Source organism: Sphingobacterium sp. NPDC055346, from assembly GCF_053645235.1.
In genome coordinates this window covers 96670-119724 of record NZ_JBSHMI010000011.1, presented here as the reverse complement: position 1 = coordinate 119724, position 23055 = coordinate 96670, and the positions used below count along the sequence as shown (strand labels likewise).

Sequence of the window (23055 nt, the reverse complement as noted above, 5' to 3'; positions counted from 1 at the left end):
TACCATGGCGGTTGTATGATTTTAGCGAATTAAATATAGCAATCCCTGCTATATTAAACCACCGCCATTTTTTTCTTATTTAGGACGCTTCTGAATGGTTATATGTAAATTTTTCACTGATAGAAATCTTTGGATAAATTTTAACAGAAATGTGTAAACTTATTTTAGGACTAGTCAATAATTACTTCGACTTCCGACAAGACCGGGGGCTACAGCTATGTGAATGGAAAGAGTAATGAGCTGGGCTACAGAAGGATCAATTTTAACGCTGCATTATTGGCCGTACCGAGTATTATCACTGGACCTGCTACAATTTCATGTACCACTGCCCAGACCTATTCGATCCCTGCGATTGCCGGAGCATCCTATCAATGGATCGTTCCTACCGGTATTCAGATCGTGAGTGGCCAAGGTGCCAGAAGTGCTGCTTTAAAGGAGTACCAAGGAGGAACTTCAACAAAAAGACCCATAACCTTAAGGGTAACCCAAGGAAACTGTGTAAAGAACTTTGTGTTGAACGTAAATTCGTCATTCCCTGAAGTTGCAACGGGTATCGATGTGGTAGATGCAATCCCTAGTCAATTATGTACAAGAAAAAGGTACATGCTAGAAGCAAATTTTACGAACACGACTGGCATTACTTCCTATGATTGGGTTTTGCCAGCCGGATGGAGAGGTCCCAACAACACAAATGCATTCACTACCACTTCATTTATTACCAATATTACCACCTCCAGTTCCCCAGTTTCAGGCACAATTCAGGTCAGGGCAAGGAATTCATGTGGTTTAGGTGAACCTTTCCAATTAAACGTGACCTCGATCCGATGCACTGACTGATGCAATTTGAAATATAATGATTGATTTATATCAAAAAAAATACTTAACCTAAATTAATAAACAGCATTCTCCGATTTGAACCTTGCTTCCGCATAGGTCAATTGTAGCATGTGCTATTCGTTAATGATTTTATCATTTTATTTCGATCCATATAATTTAACCTCTAAATTTTCCATGTCCTTACTTACCCTATTATCCAAGAGTTTTGCATAGTGTTGGGTAGTCCGGATATCGAGGTATCCCAGCATTTTTGAAACGGTTTCAATCGGAACTCCGTTTGACAGGGTGACAGTAGTGGCAAATGTATGCCTAGCAATATGAAAGGTCAGTTCTTTCGTTATTCCACATAGATCTGCAATCTCTTTCAGATAGCTATTCATCTTCTGGTTGCTCAGTACAGGCAACATTGGACCATTTGATTCACAAGGAGGATAATCTCGATATGATTCTAAGATTTCAAGTGCCTTTGGAAGTATCGGAATGGAAGAAATCGTATTGGTCTTTTGCCTTCTGATCTTTATCCAAAATCTATTATCGATACCCACCTCAATATTATCCTTGCACAATTTTGTCACATCTGCATAAGAAAGCCCGGTGTAACAGCAGAACACAAAAATATCCCTGACATGTTGTAGTCTTGAAATTTCGAGCTTTTTATCCTCAATTCTTAACAGTTCCCCCCTGGTTAGATAGGATTTCTCCTTAGGTTTAGCATTTGACTTATAAAACCTAAAAGGATTGGTGGCAATCCACCCATGAGCTAAAGAAAGATTAACGATCTTTCTGAGATGCTTAATATATTTGGCAGCGGAAATATCAGAGCATAGTTTTTCAGATCTAAGATAGTATTCATAACCTACTATGAAGGAATGGTCAATTCTATGGAGTTCAATATCTGCAGCTGAAAATTCCTTTGCAATATAATTTTCTAAATGCGAATAGGTCGTTTTATAACCTTTTAAGGTATTTTCCCGGAAGCCATTGCCCAGCAATGATTCCATTTTATGGTTATGATCTTTCAGAACCAACAATAATGTCTTTTGATTATCTGCCCTCCCAGTAATTTTAGATTTCAACAGTTCAATAGTTGGGGCGTCTCCCATTTTCAGGGTTTCAAGGTGGATGGCTGCAACCTTAAGATTCAAAGTTTCCAGATAGCTGTTTAAAGTCTTGACCTCCTCGGTATTTCCTTTTGATCGATTTGCTTTGGAGTTCCATCGACTGGGGTCACAATTCTTCCCTGTGGATATTTCACAGACCGATCCATTGATCGTAATTCATGTAAATGGGCTTAGTTCCACTGACATAATTCTTTGGTTTCTTCAAGTAGAAGAGCAAGGAATAATTTGTACTCATGATTTAACGTTTAAAATTTGTAACAAAATTAGCCTTGCAGCAAAAACACATCAAGATGTTCGACTGTAGAAAATGTTGTAAATCAGTTACTTGAATTCGTTTCAGTGAGTACTTTAATCGAATTTAATGACTCACCGAATGACTCACTAAAAGTTTGCGAATTTCTGAATATTTTGACCTGCCGTAAAAACAAAAAAGCCTGCAAACGTTAAATTTGCAAGCTTTTGTATGTTTTGATCTTCGATCTGGTAGCCCGTAGGGGAATCGAACCCCTGTTTCAAGAATGAAAATCTTGCGTCCTAACCCCTAGACGAACGGGCCGTTTTGTTTTCCGGTGTGCAAATATAGAATTTACTTTTATTAACACAAAATATTTTTCATAAAAATTGCTGATTCCCTTTTAAGGTGCTATTTTTAAGCTGTAAACTACATCATATGAAACTAATTAAAGCCCTAAGTCTCTGCGGAGTTCTTCTGTTGGCAGGTCAAGCACATGCCCAAAAGAATAATCTGGAAGTAAAATGGGATTTCAATGAAAATTATAACCCCAATGATAATTTAGCCCTGAAGATCATTGTAAAAAACAACGACATGCAGAATTTGAACCTTAAAGGATACAACCTTTGGTTCAATTCCATGTATCCCATTGAAGAGAAAAGTGTGGATGGTTATTCGATACACAACCGCAACGGAAACTTATATTCCATCGATTTCACAGATCAATCCCTCATCAAGGGGAATGATTCCTTGGTGATCGATTATAAATCGCCCTATCCGATCACCCATACCTCCCTGACTCCAAATGGATTCTACCTTCAAAACCGAAATAATCCAAAAGAAATCATCAATATCGGACATCCCCAGGTGATTCCATTGCATCTCAGTTCCGAAGAACAGAACAAATTTTTAAACGAACTCTTTGAAAAGAATGCATCTCGGATCTCTTCGGGTGAGCAATTAATACTTCCTACCCCTGCCCATATCAAAGTAGGGAAGGGGAATTATAAGTTCAATGCAGATGTCAGCTATTATGTGCATGAGCATTTCAACTTTGCCCTAAAGCCTTTCCAAGAGCTAGCTCAGCAATTGAGCCAATTCAATTTTGTCAATGGCGATGAAGCCAATGCCAATATCAGGATACTATATAAAAAAGGAATGGCTAATGAGGAGTACAACCTAAAGATCGACAACAAAGGCATTACCATTGAAGCAAGCGAAGCTGCTGGTGCATTCTATGCCTTGCAGTCCATCAAGTCCCTGCTTACAGCGGAGCAATTGAAAGGAAAGGCAGATGTAAGCCTTCCGTACTTAGAAGTCAATGATAAGCCAAGGTTTGAATATCGCGGTTTCATGATGGATATAGCCCGTAATTTTAAAGGTGTCGAAACTATCGAAAAATACATCGATGTATTGGCGCAATTGAAGGTAAACAAACTCCACTTGCACTTCATTGACGATGAGGGCTGGCGTTTAGAAATCCCTTCCTTACCAGAATTGACAGAAATTGGTTCCCAAAGATCTCCTTTCTATCAGGATGGAGCGAGCATTCAACCTGCCTATGGTTCAGGAGCGAATGTGACTGAAGGGCATTTCTTGACCAAAGCTCAATTTCAAGACCTCTTGAAATATGCTTCGGCAAACTATATCAGCATTATTCCTGAAATCGAAACCCCTGGCCATGCCCGTGCTGCCATTAAATCGATGGAAGCGAGGTACAACAGGTTGATGAAAGCCGGCAAAACCCAAGAAGCGGAGGAATTTTTACTTTATGAAGCCGAGGACAAATCAGAATACAGCTCAGCTCAATACTGGGATGATAATGTCATGAACCCGGCATTGCCTTCCGTTTACCGCTTTTTAGGCGTTGTGTTGGATGATATCAAGAAGATGTATGACGAGGTAGGCTTAAAGTTAGATGTGGTTTCCTTGGGCGGAGACGAGGTCCCCGCAGGTTCTTGGGAGAAATCTCCGGCGATCCAAGCATTGATGCAAAAAGAAGGTTTCAAATCGGTTTATGAAGTTTGGCCTTATTATGTAAAGAAGATCTATGAAATCTGTGCCTCCAAGGGTTTGACCATGGCCGGATGGGAAGAATTCGGAATGGTTAATAAAGGGTCTGGAATGGTAGTCAATGAAGATTTGGCGCATCTCAACATGCATCTCGATGTATGGAATAATGTAATCGGCGGAGGTCATGAAGACCTGGTCTATAAATTGGCCAATGCAGGATACAAGACCATCTTCATCAGTGCTGCAAACCTCTACTTGGATATGGTTTGGGATCGCGACTTCAGTGAACCCGGATTAAAATGGGCTGCTATTTCCGATCTTTATCATTCCTTCTCGCTATTACCCGAAAACTTTTTCTCCAATATGGAAATTACAGAGCCGGGCAAGAAATTGGAACCGAAATACCTGGCATCCAAAGTTCGTTTGACCGAAAAAGGAAAATCTAATCTATTAGGCATTAAAGCCGCTCTTTGGGCAGAAACCGTATTGACCCCAGAACGTATGGACTATATGTTGTTCCCAAGGTTGTATGCCTTGTCTGAGCGTGCTTGGGCGCCTAAAAGAGCTTGGGAAGAAGATTCAAAGTTTGATAAAAATGCCTTTGCTCAAAGCTACTCCGAATTTGTCAATAAAGTAGGTAAAAAGGAACTTCCAAAACTTGAACTGATTGCCGATGGTTTCAATTATAGATTGCCGTCTGTAGGCGTTATCCAAAAAGGAAACAAACTACAAGCAAATATAGAATATCCTGGCTTTACTATCTTTTATACCACCGATGGGACAGAACCCAAAGTGGGATCGCAAAGATTCCCTAAAGAAGGTATAAACATCAAAAAAGGAGATAAAGTCAATTTAGCCGTGGTAGACGATAAAGGTAGAGTAGGAAGGGTATCAACCTACATAGCCCAATAAAACACCTCCCAATAAGCAGAACATCCAAGGCTATGATTCCCATAACCTTGGAAGTTCCCTTTTCTTATCTAAAAAAGCCTTTCCACTGTCTCACATCTCAAATCACACATCTCATATCTATCCCCTTTAAACCCCAAAAAAGAAGCAAAGCATAAATGCTTATGCAATATATCCACTTTTTTGAAGCCTACTTTCTCCAATAAGTGCAGTTGATAAAGCAAAGGTCTAGGCGAATCCTCTTTTTCTATATAACTAAATACATGTTCTTGATAGTCTTTGTCCTTCAATCCCACTAAAAACTCGCCATAGCGATCAGTAAACATGAACTTTTGGATCTCAGGACTATTTTGCTCCACCATATCAAAGATCCAGATGCTTCCACCTTCATTTAGCAATCCATATAATTTCTTGAAGGCGTTTTCCCAATCTTGATCGTCCCGTAAATGATGCACAACCATAGTGGCGATGACTACATCATATTTCCCTTCAGGTAAATCTACAGACCTAAAATCTCCCTTAAATACTTGAACATCGCCTTCCGTTAATTCTTGAACCCTTTGTTTTGCCCTATCCAACATCGGTTGACTTAAGTCTACTAAATCCACATTCACCTTGTTGTTGCTTTTCATTAAGGTCTTGATGGCGTAGTTGCCTGCACCACAGCCGATGTCCAATATATTTTTCAGATTTGGATAGATATCCCGGATACCGTCAGTAATCAATTCCATGTTCAATACCGCATCGATGGTATTTGCCTGACTGGTTTCCAAATTGGCAAAGCGCTCCACATCGGCGTCAAAGCGCTGTTCTATTTCTTCTAATGTTGATTTTTCCATAATCTATTTTTTCTATATCCAAATTTATTGGATTCAGTTATACCTAAAAAATACTATTTTTATCATGGTATAATACTTATTAGGTATCATGGAACTACGACATCTGCTCTATTTCAAGACCCTTGCAGAGGAACTTCATTTTGGCAATGCAGCCAAAAAGCTCTTTATTTCACAGCCACCGCTGAGCAGACAGATCAAAGAACTCGAGAATGAACTGCAGGTCGATCTCTTTCACAGGAACAATAAAAAGGTTGAACTTACCGAAGCAGGGCAATATTTCTATTCCCAAATCAATGAACTGATCGATCACTTGGAACAAGTTAAAAATACGACCCGATTGATACATGAACAGGTCTCAGGCGAACTGCGTTTAGGCTATATCAGTTCGACACCAAAAGGACTTATCGCAAGAATCTTAGAAGACCTGAAACATAGTTTTCCAAATCTGCAGGTCAATCTTATAGAAGCATCTAGCCAATCTCAAATAAAAGCTTTGGAAAATGGAAGGTTAGATCTTGCCATTATTCGAAGCAGCATCCCCAATCCAATTATTGTCAAGAAGCTGCTTTTCAAAGATGAATTATGTTTAGTAGGGCATAAGGATAGTTTCGGTCAACAATCCATGGATCAAATCAGTAAAATGGATTATATCTCTTTCAATCAAGACTATGCGCCAGAATATTCAAGGCTTAGCGAAGAGTTTTGCAATACAATAGGCTTTGAACCCAAAATAAAACATCAATGCAATAATATGAATGCTATCCTTGAACTGGTGAGATTGAAGGTAGGCTATGCCATTGCGCCATTAAGTATGGTGAAGGATATCCCAGATTTCTCAATAATTAGTTCATCCGGTTTGAAGAAGAAGTTGGATAGTAACGTGTATTTAGCCTTTCATCAAGATAATTCCAGAACTGGTTTGATCCAGATCATGGAAAGGATCATGAAGATTCAAAAATAAAGGCCATTCAAAATATTGAATGGCCTTTTTATTTCTTAAGGATTTTAGACTTAGAATGCTTTAAACTTCTCTGGTTCCATTTCGGTAAAGGAAGCTACCTTTTGATAGGTAATGCTATCCGAAGATCCCTTAAAGGTTGTCGGCAGGATCAGACCATTACCGATATCCTTATAGCCATTTACCAAATAGCTCTTGTTATCAATATCCAAGCGTTTCACCAAACCAGACTCCTCGCTTACATAGAAACTACCCGAATTACCTAAGAAATTCGAAAAGTCCAACTTCTGTAGCTTCTCCGCATTGATGATCTTGCTACTGGTCTGCGAACTGATATTGGAAGCCATAATGGTGATCGGTAAGGAAAGTACCTTCAAGTCAATATTGTATTGCGCGATCAAATCAGGCAGTAATTCTTTAAAGGTTTGCAGGGCCATTTCAGCTCCATTTTCATCATAAACATGATTTAATTTTTGGTTCTGAACATTTAACAGAGCAACTACGTTCTCATTGTTCAAAGTACCTTCAAAACGAACATTTCCTGTTTGTTTATCCAATAAGAATTTTCTGTTTCCGCTGATTGAAGGGTATTTGCTATTCCCAGATACGGTAAACATGATATATTTTGTGGTTTCCCATTTGTTTTTACCACCTACTGCATTCCAGATTTTATCTACAATGCCATTGGACTGCGCCAAGAGGATTGCTGGAGAAATAGTGATGGCAGCAAATATTAAATAGATATAGAAAACTATATTCTTCTTTTGTTTCATAATACTGAATTTTGTGATAATATGAGAGGAATTCACTACGTGCATAAAGCTGCAACCCCAGAATCAAATTGGGAATGATTGGGTTGCTTTGTCCGTATGTGTATTTTGTTTCATAACCTCCTAGATATCAAAAACAATACCATTAATGGTTTTTATGGATTAGGCCCATTTGGATTGCCGTTATGGCAGCTTCTTCACCTTTATTTCCGTGCTTGCCACCAGCTCTATCCAAAGCCTGTTCTTGGTTGTCTGTAGTTAATACGCCAAAAATTACCGGTTTATTATATTTGATCCCCACTTGTGCAATACCATTTGCTACGGCATCACAAATAAAGTCAAAATGTCTCGTTTCACCTTGGATAACACAACCTAGGGTAATTACCGCATCCAATTCTTTATTTCGCAAAGCAATGTCACTTCCTGAAATCAATTCATAGCTTCCAGGTACCTCAATTAGCTCAATATTCTCTTCCTTCGCGCCATTCTCTAATAACCCTTTGTATGCGCCATTCAATAAAGCTCCAGTGATTTGAGCATTCCATTGAGATACAACAATTGCAAATTTTAGATGCTCAGCATTGCCCACCTGTAAATGGGAAAAATCAGATAGATTTTTTAAAGTACTCGACATAGATATAAATTAAAATAAAAAGGCTACCATAGGTAGCCCTCAAAGTTAATTAAAATATTTTTGGTATTCGGCCAATGCTTATTGACCTCCTGGTATTAATTCCTTTAATTAATAGTACTCCAGTCTAAATACTAAATACTTAGTACTTAATACTATTACTGTTGTTTTGCTTGAACGCGAGCGATAAAGCTATCTACTGTTGTAGATTCTGCGCTTTCAGGATACTCATCTCTGATTTTTTGGTAAGAAGCCTCAGCGTTTTTGTAATCCTGTAGTTCCTCGTATACCAAACCTAATTTCTTTAAGAAAATTGGAGTTGTATATGCATTAGCACTTTTTTCAGCTGCTTTTTTGTAATAGTTGGCAGCCTTGTCATAGATTTTCTCTTCTGAATAAGCATCACCTAAAAGACCGATCACCAATGGATCCAATACTTGACTACCAGTCTCTGTATATTGCTCTAGGTATTTGATCGCTTCTTTAAAGTTCTTCTGACGTAAGTATAGACCACCTAAGTATGCATTCGCTACGTTTGCAGATTTAGTGTTAGAATATTCGTCAGCAATTTCTTTGAAACCTGGGAATGAACCGTCGCCATCGATTGCCTTTTTCTGAAGCGAATCAATAGTAGCGTAATATTCCGCTTGGTACATTTGGTTAGCAGCTTTCTCTGCTCTTGGTGCTAAATATAATTTTTGGTATCCAAAATATAGAAGGATCAATACGACGATACCTGCTACAATAAAGATGATACTCTTTTCATTTTCTTGGAAAAATGATTTCTTCGGCCCTGATTTTACCGCTGAAGAACCGTTTTGTTTATTTTGTGACATTCTTAGTTTTAATAGATTACGGAACGCAAAAATACACTTTTAAAGAATACTTGCAATAATTTAGGAAAAATATTTAAAGGCATTAGGGGTTCACGTTGACCATTGTTTCCTTATCCAATTGTTCGTAAATGGAATTCTGGCTTTTGAATTCGGGAACCATGACTTTCATTTGCCTTACAATATTTAGGTTGTTGTTGCTGTCCAATTGTTTGGAAAGCATGTGTATTTCATTTTTTACTAACTCAAAGTCGTTCTCACGGACCTTTGCAATCATGATTTTTTCATGATGGGTAGGCATCGTGTTTTCAAGATCGTTCAATAGCTCCTCATAGAGCTTTTCACCCGGCCTTAACCCCGTGAATTTAATGTCTATATCCTTGAAAGGGGTTAAGCCTGATAAACGGATCATCTTTTTGGCCAAATCGACAATCTTTACCGATTTTCCCATGTCAAAAACAAAGATCTCACCGCCATTACCCATATTTCCTGCTTCAATTACCAATTGACAAGCCTCAGGAATGGTCATGAAATACCTGGTGATATCAGGATGGGTCACCGTTACTGGTCCACCTTTCTCTATTTGGTCCTTGAATCTTGGAATCACTGAACCGTTCGATCCCAGAACATTTCCAAAACGTGTCGTGATAAACCTAGTCCCTTTAATGCCATTCACCGAGGTCAGGAAGTTGTTCAGGGATTGGACATATTTTTCAGCAATCCTTTTGGTGGCACCCATCACATTCGTTGGGTTAACCGCCTTGTCTGTTGAAACAAAAACAAATTTCTGGACATCAAACTCTACTGCCAGATTGGACAATAAGTAGGTTCCAAAAACATTTGTTTTCACACCTTCACTGGGATGGTTTTCCATCATAGGGACATGTTTATAGGCCGCAGCATGATAAACGTAATGCGGTTTAAAAGTCTCGAAGAGCAAACGCATACGTTCCTCGCTTCGGATATCAGCAATATAGGTATGGTAAATTTGGTTCTTGAACTGATCTTGAAGGTCCAATTGCAGATTGTGCAAAGGAGATTCCGCCTGATCACAAAGAATGATCATCTGCGGTTCATACTTGCCCAACTGCTTTGAGATTTCACTTCCTATAGATCCAGCTGCACCAGTAACCAAAACACGCTTACCACGTAATTGATCCATCAGCTTCTCGTTGGAAATCTGGATCGGAGCGCGCTCTAGCAGGTCCTCGATTTTGATCTGTTTGATCTGCGCCGGAGATAGATCACCATTGATAATCCTATTTACCGGAGGTAGGGTCAATACCGTAATATTATGCTCCAATGCTTGATCGATGATATTGTTCTTGATGTCAATATCAATATTGGAAGAAGCAATGATCAATTCATCCACACCGAATTTATCAACCGCCCTGGTAAAATCCTTCGATCCATAGATCTTCAGTCCATCAATGGACTTGCCAATTTTTTCATCATTATCGTCTATATAGGCTACAATGGTCTTTTCAGAACGAAAGTCATGTTCAAAGGTTCTCTTCACAGCTATCCCTAAATCACCGGCACCATATACGATAGCATTCTTTCGGCCATTCCTAGTGGATTTGGTGTATTGAAAGAAGATCTTGATACAGGTACGATAGGTTGTAAGGCCTGTAAATGCAAACAAAGCATAGATGATAATCAGGTTTGTGGGGATTTTGATATGTATTTGTAACGCAATGAAGATCAACTTCGCCAAAAACATGATGATCGACGTGAAGACAATCGTCGATAGAATTCGGATAGAATCTACCGCCGATGTATACCTTACGATACCACTATATAACTTAAATACCAAGAAGGAAATGGCAGTTAAAGTCATGCAAAATAAGAACTCAATTGAGAAATCAGTTTTTGAGAAAGAATCGACGTTGAAGTTGTTGTATAGGGTAAATGCAAGTAGAAAGGCACAAGCTGAAACGGCTATGTCAAACATAAAAATAATCCATCTCGGAACTATCTTGATGTGATTCAACGGCTTAATTATTTTCATCGTAACGGGTTAGTTTGTAAACTTAAGATTATTAAAGTTTATTATTTTAATTTTAACCAAATATAGTCGTTTAAGCTTTATTTGTTGAAATATTATTGCGTATTTTTAACTTGCATTATATTTACGTAAATGATAAATGTATCTAAATTAGCTCAAGAAGGAGTACTACAACCTAAGGAAGCTTTGCTTTCGAAAGACAGAAAAAAAGGCAGTTTAACTATCGGTATCCCTAAAGAAAATACCTTCCAAGAAAATAGAATTGCACTGACGCCACTCTCTGTTGGGTTGTTGGTAGAAAATGGTCATGAAATCATTATTGAAACTGGAGCGGGTGATGCCTCCAATTTCCAAGACCATCATTATAGCGAGCAAGGAGCCCGTATCGTATACGATAAAAAAGAAGTCTATAAAGCAGACTTAATCATTAAGATTTCCAGTCCTACCTTGAAAGAGGTGGAACTGATGAAGAACAGGCAGGTTTTGTTCAGTTCCCAACAACCTTCCTTGATGAAGATTGAAGTCCTGAAAGCCTTAATGAAAAAACAGATCACCGCGCTTTCCTTCGAATATTTACAAGATGAGGGTGGACATCTATCTGTTGTCCGTGCCATGAGTGAAATCGTCGGAGCGACTTCCGTATTGATCGCCGCTGAATACCTTTCCAATGTTTTTGATGGCAAGGGCTTGATGTTAGGAGGGGTTACTGGTGTTCCGCCAACAGAAATGGTCATTATTGGAGCTGGTACCGTTGGGGAGTTTGCTGCAAGGACTGCCATTGCACTTGGTGCACAGGTCAAGGTCTTTGACAGCTCGGTATATAGGTTGAGACGTCTACAGAGCAATGTAGGCAGCCGCGTCTTCACTTCCGTAGTCCAACCGATTGTCCTCAATAAAGCTGTTCGAACCTGTGATGTGGTGATTGGAGCAGTAAGAGCAAGGAACGGTCGCACACCATGTTTGATTTCTGAGGACACCGTTTCCAAGATGAAACCTAATTCTGTTCTGATAGACGTAAGTATTGATCAAGGTGGGGTAATTGAAACCTCTGAAGTGACCAATCATGATAAACCTACCTTCAGGAAATATGATGTCATCCACTATTGTGTTCCCAATATTGCATCTAGAGTTGCTAGGACCGCCACTTATGCCCTGACCAATATCTTCACTCCGATCTTGATCGAGATTGGCGAGGCAGGAGGAATGAACAATATGATCTGGGCTAATCAAGGCATACGAAGTGCCATCTATTTATATCACGGAAATCTAACTAACAAAGACATGAGCGAGAAGTTCCAGTTGCCTTGCAAGGACCTGAACCTGATCGTCATGGCGAACTTATAAACGATGAGAAAATACCTAATCCTTTTTATTTTAAGCATGATTGCATGGCATACCAAAGCCCAAGATACTGGGCAAATGAGATATTTGTATGGAAACGAGGAAATTCCAAAGTCTAAATTAATAGTTGATTCCCTCGACGAATTGGATAAACCTAAATTATACGTCCATAAAGCCAATCAAAAAAAAGAGGATCTGGTATTCTTGGTAATTCCAGGTGGTGGATATGCCGGTGTGGCCATCAACCACGAAGGTCATGATGTAGCAAAAAGGCTAAACGACTTGGGCTACTCTGCCTATGTGCTTTTTTATAGGCTTCCAAAAGTGGAAACTATGGAAGACAAACGTTTTGGACCACTTCAAGACGCCCAATATGCCATGGCACAGATCAGAGCGGAAAACCCGAATAAAAAGGTTGTAGTCATTGGCTTCTCCGCAGGAGGACATTTAGCAGCTACACTTTCCAACCTTTATGACCGACCCCAAACGGAATTTCTTGAACAAGCAAATTTGAAACCTGATTTCTCGGTGCTGTGTTACCCCGTTATCTCCATGGATTCTACCATCACCCATCAAGGTTCCAAAAACAACCTGCTAGGTCCTGATTTTACGGCTGAAGATGTTGAACTGTTCTCCATGGAAAAGCAAGTGGATAAAAACAACCAACCTACTTTCCTGATGAGTGCCAAGGATGATAAGGTCGTGCCTATTGAAAATAGTTACAGGTACCAAGATTCTTTAGGACTTTATAATATTCCAAATCCGATCTTTACCTACGAAGAAGGAGGGCATGGATTCGGATTGGTCAATAAAACCGATAATAGAGATTGGTTTGCAGCCATGATGGAATGGTTGCAGAACGTAAATCGATAAAAGATATTTCTATTGAAATTGATGATAGGAAGATACGAGGATATTGATTCTCGTATTTTTTTTGATTTCAACTTTTGGAAATTGAACCATGTGCAAGGTTAATTCGTCATTTCCGAGAATAACCTCATTATAGAAGCCTCTGAATTTAATATCCTTGATCCAGAACTTTCCGTCCGCATTGATTTCATAGCTGACGTTTTCCTGCAGGATAGAAATTAATGAGCGGGTTTCTATATCCAAGATTTTGGCAGCGACGGGGGTCAATACATTGCTCTTCGCCAATAATCTAGCTGTATAGGGTGTGTTTGGCGTAGCATATAAAACCGATGGATTCCCGTAATCGGCTATTTCTCCTGCTTTCATCACCAATAGAAAGTCTGCCATGGCCAATACTTCCGCTGGATCATGTGAAACCAAAATAACGGTCAAGCCTGTGTTTTTGACAATATTTTGGATATCCTGTTGCAATTCATCCCTAAAGGCAGCATCTACTTGGTTGAAGGGCTCATCCATTAATAATACCTCTGGATCATTGATCAATGCTCTGGAAATAGCGACACGTTGCTTTTCGCCTCCACTTAAATCGGCAACTCTTTTTTGTGCCAGATGATCGATGCGCAATTGTTCCAGGACTTCCTGTGTTCTCCTAGCTTTCAGCTCCAGGTTGGTGTTGGAGAGTTGGGAGGCCACATTATCCCATACCTTGGCGTAAAGGTTTAAATCATCAAATCCTTGGGAGACTAATTTCATGGCATCATGTCCCGGGATCAATTTGTCTTTTCGGGTGGGAACCAGCCAACCTCTATATCTAATCTCTCCCGTATGGGGTTCCAATAGGCCGTAAATCAACTTCAGCAAGGTGCTTTTGCCACTTCCTGATTCGCCGATGATCGCCGTAATCTTGCCTTCCTCAATACCAAAATTTACCTGATTTACCGCAGTCACGATAAGGTTGCCTTCAAAAACTGCAGACACATTTTCCCCATGGATTAAGGGAAGGTTAGGTTTTTGAACATCAGAAAAAATATATTGACAAGAGTTAGATTGTTGCGCCATAAAAAATGTCGGATCTTTTGAACCCGACACAAAAATACAGTTTACGAATCGTTTTTACTATTAAAAACCTAGAGTCAATCCAAAAGCAATGTTTTTAACACCCTCTTGGGCTGGGCTCTTTTCAAAAAGATTATTCATATAATACTTGGCAAATAAGCCAAAATCGTCATAGCCAATGCGGATAAATGGACCATATTGAAATGTCTGCAAGTTATAGGTATCCTTGAACTTCTGCTTTCCATTGTCATCGCTCTTCAAGCGTTGTGTTCCTTTCAGTAATATGCCTGTCATTGCTCCAAAAGCAAGTTTTACCCTTTTTCCATTGTTCAGTTGTCTACTTCTCAATTCAAATGAAAGCGGAAGTCGCAAGTAAGTGGAAGTAAAAACATTTTTCGAATAGTTTGCATCATCATCCAAAGGCTCGTAGGTCAATGGCGTCACATTTTCCAGCAGCAGGACATTTTGTTTCAGGCGCCAATAATTCCATTCAAAACCAGCAGAAAGGTAAACCTTAAAGTTATCATTGAACCTTAAACCAAACTGTGCGATATCAAAGCCAAAATTAGAAGCCTTTTTATAGCTCAAGAATTGATTTTGCTCAGACAGTGTAAAACTACCGTCGTCTGAAAGCCTTGAAAATCCCCAATCTATCCTTGTAAAGGTTAAACCACCATACGCTCTAGGGTATTGGATCTCTTTGCTGTCCTTTTCCCCATTGTCCTTGTCTTCCTTGCCAAGGGTAAAAGAGAAATCATGGCTACTGCTATTGGTGCTGTCTTTCTTCTCTTTTTCGTTGTTTTCTTGAGCAGATGCAGAAAAGCTAATCAAGCCTAATGCAAGGATGAGTGTTGGAAAAAGTCTAATTTTCATGTTATCTTCTGGTTTTTGCAATGCTGTTAAATAAATCTACCGTAATGGTCCCTTCCTCGTCCGAACTGAATTTTACAGCCTTATTCGAAGGGTTCAAGTTCTCGGATAGCGTGTTCAGGATATTCGTGAATATGGTTTGTTTTTTCTTAGGTTCTTTTTTTGCCTCGGCATACATGACCTCTTCATGTTCGATTATATTGACCAAGGGTTGGATAGGTGCTACTTCTACTGCAACTAGGTCTGCCGGTTTCTCGTCAATATCATCCATATCTATTGTGGTCACTACATTCAAAGCAGGAGTAGGTAATATGATATTTTCTCGCTCTGGGTTTTCAACCTTTGCTATGACCAGGTTTTTCGCTGGCCTTCTTGGAGTTTGATCAAGAAGAACCTCATTATTCTGGTTTTCTGCTTTTGATGCTACTGGTGTAGGTGCTTCAGCTATCTCTTTTTCGACTGGAATTGGGGCCTGTGCAATTGCTTTGGTCATGACTTCTTCCATCGGATCCTCATGTTGCGCTAGGGTTGGAGTGCTTTCAACCGATGTGTTCTCCTGGAACAGGTACATTTTTATGGAAAATCCTAAAGCTAAGACCAGGCAGGCTGCAATCATCCAAATGTAAACATTGTTTTTCTTTCTCAATGGAACGATTTTTTCCTCATCAAGTTTGGCTTCAATGCCTTGCCAGATGGATGCTTCCGGTATTATTTCTTGATCCCGGAGACCATCTGAAAACAATTTGTCTATTTCTTGATCTTTCATATTCCTAATTCCTCCATTTTTTGAATGCGCTCTTTCAGCCAAACTCTTGCTCTTGAAAGTTGAGATTTCGAACTGCCTTCGCTGATGTCCAGCATATCCGCTATCTCCTTATGGTTGTAGCCTTCGATGGCATACAGGTTGAAAACCGTACGGTAGCCCATGGGTAGCTTTTTGATCAATGCCAATAAATCCTTGTAGTCCAAATGATTTAATGAAAAAGTCCCAGCTTGTTCCAATTCCTTCCCGCTAAGTTCATCCGTTGAAAGAAAATGCACCTTGTTCTTGCGGTGACTTTCAATCGCTGTATTGACCATGACCCGGCGAATCCATCCTTCCAAAGAACCTTTGCCCTCATAGAGCTCACATTTATTGAAAACCTTAATGAAACCGTTCTGTAAAATATCAGCTGCTTCATCTTGATTCTTGGCGTACCTTAAACATAAAGCATACATTTTCGGTGAAAAGTATTGGTACAGTTCCGATTGAGCTTGTCTCTCTCTGGACTTGCACCTCTCCCATATATGTATAACTTTATTAGGCTCCAATTTGTGATCTGGTTTGTTGTAAAGACGCCCTTCAGCCTAGAAGGGTTGCAACGGAAATAAAAATTATTTCAAAAAGATAGTTCTGCTCTGATCTTCAGTAACTTCTATTTTAACGATCGCGGCATCTTCCGGAATCAGATTCGGGATTTTCTCCGGCCATTCGATAAAACAATAGTCCCCGGAATAGAAATATTCCTCATAACCTAGATCATAAGCCTCTTGTTCGCTTTTCAATCGATAGAAATCAAAATGATAGATTGGACCATTCTCCGTGTGATACTCGTTGACAATAGAGAAGGTGGGACTTGATGTGCTGTCTTCTACATTTAAGTAGGCACAGATCGCTTTAATAAAAGTCGTTTTTCCGGCTCCCATAGGTGCTTGAAAAACAAATACTCTTTTTTCACCTGCGTTTTCAATGAGCCATGCTGCTGCAGCCGCTAAGCCTTCTGTGTTCGCAACTCTATATTCCATTTTTACTGCTTTATTATTTTGGACTGTAGGTGATGAATGGAATGATCATTTCTTCCAAGGATATCCCCCCATGCTGGAAGGTGCCATTGAAATAATGTACAAACTGATTATAATTGTTTGGATAGACAAAATAGGTGTCTTCCTTGGCAAAAACATAGGTGGAGCTCATGTGAACACGTGGTAACTGAGCTTCCAGTGGGTTTTTGATCACAAAAACATCTTTGTCAATATAGTTTAGGTTCTTGCCCTGCTTATACCTTAAGTTCGTGTTAGTATTCCTGTCTCCAATGATCTTGCTAGGTTTCTTGACACGGATAGTGCCATGGTCTGTTGTGATGATGACCCGAACATTCTTTTGGGCAAGCCATTTCAGAACATCCAATAATGGGGAGTGCTCAAACCAAGATAAGGTCAAGGAACGGTATGCCGCTTCATCATTAGCCAACTCCCTGATCATGGCCATATCCGTTCGGGCATGAGATAACATGTCCACAAAGTTATAGACCAGTACGTTCAGGTCATTATGCATATACTTGTTGATGTTTTCCAAGACATCCTTGCCTTGTCCCATCGTTATGACCTTGGTATAGCTGTGTCGGATATCTTTTCGATAGACCCTTTTAATTTGGTCCGCCAAGAATAAATCCTCGTAGAGGTTCTTGCCGCCTTCATCATCATCGTTCTGCCATTCTTTTGGAAAGCGCTTTTCCATCTCTAGAGGGGTCAGACCACTAAAAATGGCATTCCTGGCATATTGAGTTGCGGTAGGTAAGATGCTGTAATAGCTATCCTCTTCCTCCACGCGGTAATAATCAGTCATCACTTCATTGATGACTTTCCATTGATCGTACCTTAAGTTGTCGATCAAAAAGAAAAAGGTAGGCTTTTCGGCTTCCATTTTTGGGAATACCTTCTTCTTAAAAAGTTGATGGGATAGGGTTGGTCCATTTTCTGGATTCTTTATCCAGCTGAGATATTCTTTTTCAATGAATTTGGAGAAGAGTAGATTGGCTTCAGATTTCTGCATGGTCAAGATCTCATGCATCCCTGCATCTTCCAACTTTTCTAAAGAGAGTTCCCAGTAAAGTAGTTTTTTATAAGCATCCACCCACTGCTGGAAATTGAGGTTGTCGTTCATGCGCATCCCCAATTCGCGGAAATCTTGTTGGTACGCCATTGAAGTCCGTTCAGAAACCAACCGTTTGTTTTCGGTGAACTTCTTGATGGTCAATAAGATTTGTTTTGGGTTGACCGGTTTGATCAGGTAATCATCGATTTTGGCACCTATGGCATCTTCCATTAAATGCTCTTCCTCGTTCTTGGTTACCAATACGGTTGGTATCGAAGGGTTGATGGCTTTCAGCTTGTCCAAGGTTTCCAGACCGGTTAATCCAGGCATGTTTTCATCGAGAAAGACCAGGTCAAAGGGTTCGTTTTGAAAAGCCTCAACAGCATCAGAGCCGTTATTAACGGTTTTTACCTTATAATCTTTCTGTTCTAACAACAAGATATGTGGTTTCAAGAACTCAATCTCATCATCAGCCCAAAGTATATGTATTTTCTGCATGTATCAATCCTTAGAAAAGCTAATTTACAGCTTTTAAAGGGATTTGCTGTTGTTTTTTCGTTATTAATATTAGCGAATCGGTCTGTGAGGAAGGATGCATGCCGGGTTTTATCTGTATTTGAGAGGCTATCCTAAAGGCGTGATTTTTTGGATTATATTTTGACCTCATTCGAGACACATTCGGAATTTTCCGAATGTGTCTCGAATGAGGTCAAAGCCAGGTCCGAAGGATGTGGTCAGAAAAATCTCGAAATCCAACCAAGATTCAGGGAAATGAAGAGGATAAAGCAGGTAATAAAGGGTGAAAAAAATAGGTCTTGTGACAAAGCAAGCATTTGTAATGATAATTAATGAAAGTAGGGATTTAATATCCTGAAATTAGGATGGTAAATTCCTTGTTAAGCTTTGATTATCTTAGAGTTGGAGAAGGAAATAGCAGGATATTTAGGGATTATTTAATGGAATTTAACTAGGAATGTCCTTGTGAAATAAGGATCCTTGTAATGGAATCTAGGTATTTACTGAAAAATTGACCCTTTTTGGATTTTTTTTAACATTTATTAAGTACCATGTATGTATCTTTGCCCGTATCTTAGCCATAATATACTGGATAGTACAAGTGGGTGAGGCTAGATTTTAATCACTATTTAGGCATTTGAACAAGAAGAAAATAATAAATGATCCTGTTTACGGTTTTGTTACGATCCCGTCGGGGTTTATTTATGACCTGATTCAACATCCATACTTGCAGCGGTTGCGTTATATCAAGCAGGTGAGCATGACTCATTTGGTTTATCCGGGAGCTTTGCATACTCGTTTTCAGCATGTTGTAGGCGCTATGCACTTGATGAGCTTGGCCATCGAGACCTTAAGAGGAAAGGATGTGTCGATTTCGGAAAAGGAAGAGGAAGCTGCTCTGGCTGCCATTCTTCTGCACGATGTTGGGCATGGACCTTTTTCACATTCGCTTGAGCATACCTTAGTTGAAGGTGTGTCACATGAGTTGATTTCAGCTCTATTGATGGACAAGTTGAATGAAGAGTTTTCAGGACGATTAGATTTAGCTATAACCATTTTCAACGATCAATACCACCGAAAATTCTTGCATCAATTAGTATCTAGCCAACTGGATACCGATAGAATGGACTACTTGAACCGAGATAGTTTCTTTACAGGAGTTTCTGAAGGCGTGATTTCTTTTGATAGGATTATCAAAATGCTGAACGTAAAGGATGATGAGTTGGTGGTGGAGGCGAAAGGGATCTATTCGGTAGAAAAGTTTTTGATAGCGAGGAGATTGATGTATTGGCAGGTATACTTGCACAAAACAGTCATCACTGCCGAACAGATGTTGATCAAAGCGCTGGCAAGAGCCAAAGAACTGAGCAATAAAGGAGTAAAATTGTTTGCTACTCCAGCATTGGATCATTTCCTGAACAACAAGATTGATAAAGAGACTTTTCTTTCAAACGAGTCGCATTTAGAATGGTTTACTCGTTTAGATGACACGGATATTTTATCAGCGATCAAGGTTTGGGCAGACCATGACGATCAGATACTGAGTATGTTATGTTCTAAACTTCTCCGCAGAGAATTGTTCCGCACGGAATTAAGCAATACGCCGTTCTCTGAAGAATATGTGTCGGAATTGAAGGGAAGGTTGAAGGAAAGATTTGATGTGAATCAAGACGATTTAGATTATTTGTTGTATCAACAGGTTATTGGAAATAATGCTTATGATTCATCGGAGAGCAAAATATGTGTGATGATGAAAGATGGGCAATTATTGGATATAGCTGAAGCTTCAGATCTATCAAATATTGAATCATTATCTAGAAGAGTGGAGAAATTTGCCATTACCTATCCTAAGGAGGTAGGACAGGTTTCTTCTGATCAACAAATGATAGTTAACATATAATTAAAATACAAGTATTACTTAATGCAATTTACCGCGGAACAAATAGCGACCTTATTAAAAGGACAGGTAGAGGGGAATCCTGAAACCTTAGTCGATCAGTTATCCAAAATTGAGGAGGCTGGTCCTAAGAGCTTGACTTTTTTGGCGAATCCGAAGTACGAACACTTTATATACGATACAGATGCAGGGATCATCGTGATCAATGAGGATCTAGCCTTGCAGAAAACAGTGAAGGCCACTCTTATCCGAGTTAAGAATGCATATACTGCTTTTACGGAATTGTTGAAGCTGTACGATGAGATGAGGAATGAAAGAAGTGGAATCGATGAGCAGGTTTTTATCCATGAAAGTTCAAGCATAGGTCAAAATCCATATATAGGAGCTTTCAGCTATATCGGAAAGAATGTAGTGATTGGTAACCAAGTGAAGATCTATCCTCAAGTTTATATTGCTGATGATGTAAAGATTGGAGATCATAGTGTTTTACTGCCGGGGGTAAAGGTTTATAAAGATTGCATCATTGGAAACCGGGTCATCATCCATGCTGGATCAGTCATAGGGAGTGATGGTTTTGGATTTGCACCCAAAGAAGATGGGTCTTATGAGAAGATCCCTCAGATTGGGAATGTCATTATAGAAGATGATGTAGAGATTGGTGCGAATACGGTTATCGATAGAGCAACCTTAGGTTCTACCCGCATATTGAAAGGTGTGAAATTGGACAACTTGATTCAGATTGCCCATAATGTGGAGGTAGGGTCAAATACGGTTATCGCTGCGCAGACAGGGATTTCAGGAAGCACAAAGATTGGCGAGAATGTGGTATTAGGGGGTCAGGTAGGTGTGGTTGGTCATATCAGCATTGCTAAGGGCAGTCAGGTTCAGGCCCAATCTGGAATTAACCGATCGATATTGGAAGAGAATAAGAAATGGGGTGGGAGCCCAGCATTTCCATACAGCAATGAGCTGCGTTCGCAGGTGCTTTATTCCAAGCTTCCAGAGCTTGAAAAACGCATTGCGGAGTTAGAAAAGCAATTAAATGAAAAAAATAATAGCTAACTTTACAAGATAATTTTTTTGCAAAATACTAATGTTAGATATGAATGTAAAACAGAGAACCATTAAATCTGACGTCCATTTTTCGGGCGTGGGTCTTCATACTGGTAAACAAGTGAATGTGACTTTGAAACCAGCTGCAGAAAACCACTGGTACAAATTCAAACGAGTAGATTTAGAGGGTCAACCAATTGTAAGTGTAGATGTTGATAATGTGAGCAACACTGCGCGGGGAACTACAATTTCTCAAAACGGCGCTTCTGTAAGTACCATCGAACATTTGATGGCAGCATTGGTAGGCTTGCAATTAGATAACATATTGATTGAGATCGATGCTCCTGAGGTGCCGATCTTGGACGGAAGTTCGGCTATCTTTATCGAAAAGATCCAAGAGGTTGGATTTCAAGATCAGGATGCAGACCGTGATTTCTTTGAAGTAACTGATAATATTCACTATACCGATCCAGAGAACAAGGTAGAGATTGTTGCGATGCCAGTTGATGGCTACCGCATCACCTGTATGATTGACTTTAATTCCCCAGTATTGGGCAGTCAACATGCTTCTATCAGTGATTTGGATGAATTCAGCAAGGAGATTGCTGGATCCCGTACATTTTGTTTCTTACATGAATTAGAGGCATTGGTAAGCCAAAACTTGATTAAAGGTGGCGATTTGTCCAATGCGATCGTTATAGTAGATAAGGAAGTATCGGAAGGTGAATTGGACAAATTGCAGGATCTTTTCCATAAACGTGTTGAGGTGGCACAAGAGGGTATCTTGAACAATATATCCTTGCGATACCAAAATGAGCCAGCTAGACATAAGCTGTTGGACATGATCGGTGATTTGGCTTTAGTAGGGAAACCTATAAAAGGACATATTATGGCAGCGCGTCCTGGACATGCGGCCAACGTAGCATTTGCCAAACGTATAAAAGGGCAGATCAAGCGTGAAAAGAACAAAAAGAATGTAAAAGTTTATGACCCGAATACGCCTCCGGTTTACGATACGGTTCAAATCATGAATATTTTACCACATCGTCAGCCATTCTTGATGATCGACAAGATCTTGGAACTGTCGCAGACCCACGTGGTAGGATTGAAGAACGTAACGATGAACGAGGATCTTTTCATGGGTCATTTTCCAGGCGCACCATTATTTCCAGGGGTATTGCAAATTGAAGCAATGGCCCAAACAGGAGGGATCTTGGTGTTGAATACTGTCCCAGACCCAGAAAACTGGTTGACCTTGTTCCTGAAGATCGAGAATGCGAGATTCAAGAACCAAGTAGTGCCAGGGGATACCGTAATTTTCACTTGTGAGTTATTGGAGCCAATCCGTAGAGGAATTGCGAGGATGAAAGGAGTTGGTATGGTAGGTGACAAGGTGGTAAGTGAAGCAGAATTAATGGCCCAGATAGTAAAGGTCAAAGGATAATTA

At 39.7% G+C, this 23055-nt stretch carries 20 protein-coding genes and 1 tRNA gene; 8 read left to right on the top strand and 13 right to left on the bottom strand.

Translation table 11 applies throughout. The features are described 5' to 3' along the window. Nucleotides 1-219: 219 nt before the first annotated feature. Nucleotides 220-837, top strand: a complete 618-nt coding sequence (locus ACWICE_RS19105; RefSeq protein WP_093101118.1) for a hypothetical protein — start codon at nucleotides 220-222, stop codon at nucleotides 835-837. 137 nt (nucleotides 838-974) lie between these two features. Here ACWICE_RS19105 and ACWICE_RS19100 read toward each other — a convergent pair whose 3' ends face one another. Together ACWICE_RS19100 and ACWICE_RS19095 are read right to left on the bottom strand one after the other, a co-directional pair. Beyond that, on the bottom strand, nucleotides 975-1982 hold the full coding sequence (locus ACWICE_RS19100) for a site-specific integrase (RefSeq protein ID WP_236736575.1): 1008 nt from the start codon (nucleotides 1980-1982) through the stop codon (nucleotides 975-977). 457 nt (nucleotides 1983-2439) lie between these two features. Next, nucleotides 2440-2514, bottom strand: a tRNA-Glu gene (locus tag ACWICE_RS19095). A gap of 114 nt (nucleotides 2515-2628) precedes the next feature. Here ACWICE_RS19095 and ACWICE_RS19090 point away from each other — a divergent pair. Continuing rightward, the gene (locus ACWICE_RS19090; RefSeq protein WP_454299018.1) at nucleotides 2629-5115 is read left to right on the top strand and encodes a family 20 glycosylhydrolase; all 2487 of its coding nucleotides are present in this window, start codon (nucleotides 2629-2631) and stop codon (nucleotides 5113-5115) included. Between the two features lie 68 nt (nucleotides 5116-5183). Here the strand turns inward: ACWICE_RS19090 and ACWICE_RS19085 are convergent, their stop codons facing one another. Next, entirely contained in the window at nucleotides 5184-5951 is a 768-nt protein-coding gene (locus ACWICE_RS19085) for a class I SAM-dependent methyltransferase (protein ID WP_093101115.1), read from the bottom strand. Between the two features lie 88 nt (nucleotides 5952-6039). Here ACWICE_RS19085 and ACWICE_RS19080 point away from each other — a divergent pair, with 88 nt between their 5' ends. Next, on the top strand, nucleotides 6040-6912 hold the full coding sequence (locus ACWICE_RS19080; RefSeq protein WP_093101113.1) for a LysR family transcriptional regulator: 873 nt from the start codon (nucleotides 6040-6042) through the stop codon (nucleotides 6910-6912). A 50-nt stretch (nucleotides 6913-6962) separates the two neighbouring features. Here ACWICE_RS19080 and ACWICE_RS19075 read toward each other — a convergent pair whose 3' ends face one another. The 4 genes from ACWICE_RS19075 to ACWICE_RS19060 form a co-directional block, all read right to left on the bottom strand. Continuing rightward, nucleotides 6963-7682, bottom strand: coding sequence for a hypothetical protein (locus ACWICE_RS19075; RefSeq protein ID WP_139185534.1), 720 nt, complete (start codon nucleotides 7680-7682; stop codon nucleotides 6963-6965). 142 nt (nucleotides 7683-7824) lie between these two features. Next, a complete protein-coding gene (gene ribH, locus ACWICE_RS19070; RefSeq protein ID WP_093101110.1) occupies nucleotides 7825-8313 on the bottom strand; it encodes a 6,7-dimethyl-8-ribityllumazine synthase in 489 nt (162 codons plus the stop codon). Nucleotides 8314-8468: 155 nt separating this feature from the next. Beyond that, nucleotides 8469-9146 carry a tetratricopeptide repeat protein gene (locus ACWICE_RS19065; protein ID WP_093101109.1) on the bottom strand — a complete coding sequence of 226 codons (678 nt, stop codon included), beginning with the start codon at nucleotides 9144-9146 and terminating at the stop codon, nucleotides 8469-8471. Between the two features lie 82 nt (nucleotides 9147-9228). Next, nucleotides 9229-11154, bottom strand: a complete 1926-nt coding sequence (locus ACWICE_RS19060; RefSeq protein WP_093101107.1) for a polysaccharide biosynthesis protein — start codon at nucleotides 11152-11154, stop codon at nucleotides 9229-9231. A gap of 129 nt (nucleotides 11155-11283) precedes the next feature. Here ACWICE_RS19060 and ACWICE_RS19055 point away from each other — a divergent pair, with 129 nt between their 5' ends. Together ACWICE_RS19055 and ACWICE_RS19050 are read left to right on the top strand one after the other, a co-directional pair. Further along, nucleotides 11284-12495 carry an alanine dehydrogenase gene (locus ACWICE_RS19055; RefSeq protein WP_093101106.1) on the top strand — a complete coding sequence of 404 codons (1212 nt, stop codon included), beginning with the start codon at nucleotides 11284-11286 and terminating at the stop codon, nucleotides 12493-12495. A gap of 3 nt (nucleotides 12496-12498) precedes the next feature. After that, a complete protein-coding gene (locus ACWICE_RS19050) occupies nucleotides 12499-13365 on the top strand; it encodes an alpha/beta hydrolase (RefSeq protein WP_093101104.1) in 867 nt (288 codons plus the stop codon). Nucleotides 13366-13374: 9 nt separating this feature from the next. On the opposite strand, the gene ACWICE_RS19045 is transcribed toward ACWICE_RS19050, so the two are convergent. The 6 genes from ACWICE_RS19045 to porX all read right to left on the bottom strand — a co-directional run bounded on the left by ACWICE_RS19045 (nucleotide 13375) and on the right by porX (nucleotide 18640). After that, on the bottom strand, nucleotides 13375-14421 hold the full coding sequence (locus ACWICE_RS19045) for an ABC transporter ATP-binding protein (protein ID WP_093101103.1): 1047 nt from the start codon (nucleotides 14419-14421) through the stop codon (nucleotides 13375-13377). Nucleotides 14422-14481: 60 nt separating this feature from the next. Continuing rightward, on the bottom strand, nucleotides 14482-15291 hold the full coding sequence (locus tag ACWICE_RS19040; protein WP_093101101.1) for an outer membrane beta-barrel protein: 810 nt from the start codon (nucleotides 15289-15291) through the stop codon (nucleotides 14482-14484). 1 nt (nucleotide 15292) lies between these two features. Continuing rightward, nucleotides 15293-16054, bottom strand: coding sequence for a hypothetical protein (locus tag ACWICE_RS19035; RefSeq protein WP_454299017.1), 762 nt, complete (start codon nucleotides 16052-16054; stop codon nucleotides 15293-15295). Next, on the bottom strand, nucleotides 16051-16599 hold the full coding sequence (locus tag ACWICE_RS19030; protein ID WP_093101098.1) for an RNA polymerase sigma factor: 549 nt from the start codon (nucleotides 16597-16599) through the stop codon (nucleotides 16051-16053). The genes ACWICE_RS19035 and ACWICE_RS19030 overlap by 4 nt, the downstream gene beginning before the upstream one ends. Nucleotides 16600-16662: 63 nt before the next feature. Further along, entirely contained in the window at nucleotides 16663-17073 is a 411-nt protein-coding gene (tsaE, locus tag ACWICE_RS19025; RefSeq protein ID WP_093101096.1) for a tRNA (adenosine(37)-N6)-threonylcarbamoyltransferase complex ATPase subunit type 1 TsaE, read from the bottom strand. Nucleotides 17074-17086: 13 nt separating this feature from the next. Next, nucleotides 17087-18640, bottom strand: a complete 1554-nt coding sequence (gene porX / locus ACWICE_RS19020; RefSeq protein WP_093101095.1) for a T9SS response regulator signal transducer PorX — start codon at nucleotides 18638-18640, stop codon at nucleotides 17087-17089. 655 nt (nucleotides 18641-19295) lie between these two features. Here porX and ACWICE_RS19015 point away from each other — a divergent pair. The 3 genes from ACWICE_RS19015 to ACWICE_RS19005 are packed head-to-tail and all read left to right on the top strand — an operon-like array spanning nucleotide 19296 to nucleotide 23052. Beyond that, nucleotides 19296-20558, top strand: a complete 1263-nt coding sequence (locus ACWICE_RS19015) for an HD domain-containing protein (protein WP_454299016.1) — start codon at nucleotides 19296-19298, stop codon at nucleotides 20556-20558. A 21-nt stretch (nucleotides 20559-20579) separates the two neighbouring features. After that, nucleotides 20580-21617, top strand: coding sequence for a UDP-3-O-(3-hydroxymyristoyl)glucosamine N-acyltransferase (gene lpxD / locus ACWICE_RS19010; RefSeq protein ID WP_185213897.1), 1038 nt, complete (start codon nucleotides 20580-20582; stop codon nucleotides 21615-21617). Nucleotides 21618-21657: 40 nt separating this feature from the next. Next, nucleotides 21658-23052 (top strand): bifunctional UDP-3-O-[3-hydroxymyristoyl] N-acetylglucosamine deacetylase/3-hydroxyacyl-ACP dehydratase, encoded by a 1395-nt coding sequence (locus ACWICE_RS19005; protein WP_185213898.1) that lies wholly within the window; start codon nucleotides 21658-21660, stop codon nucleotides 23050-23052. Nucleotides 23053-23055 lie beyond the last annotated feature (3 nt).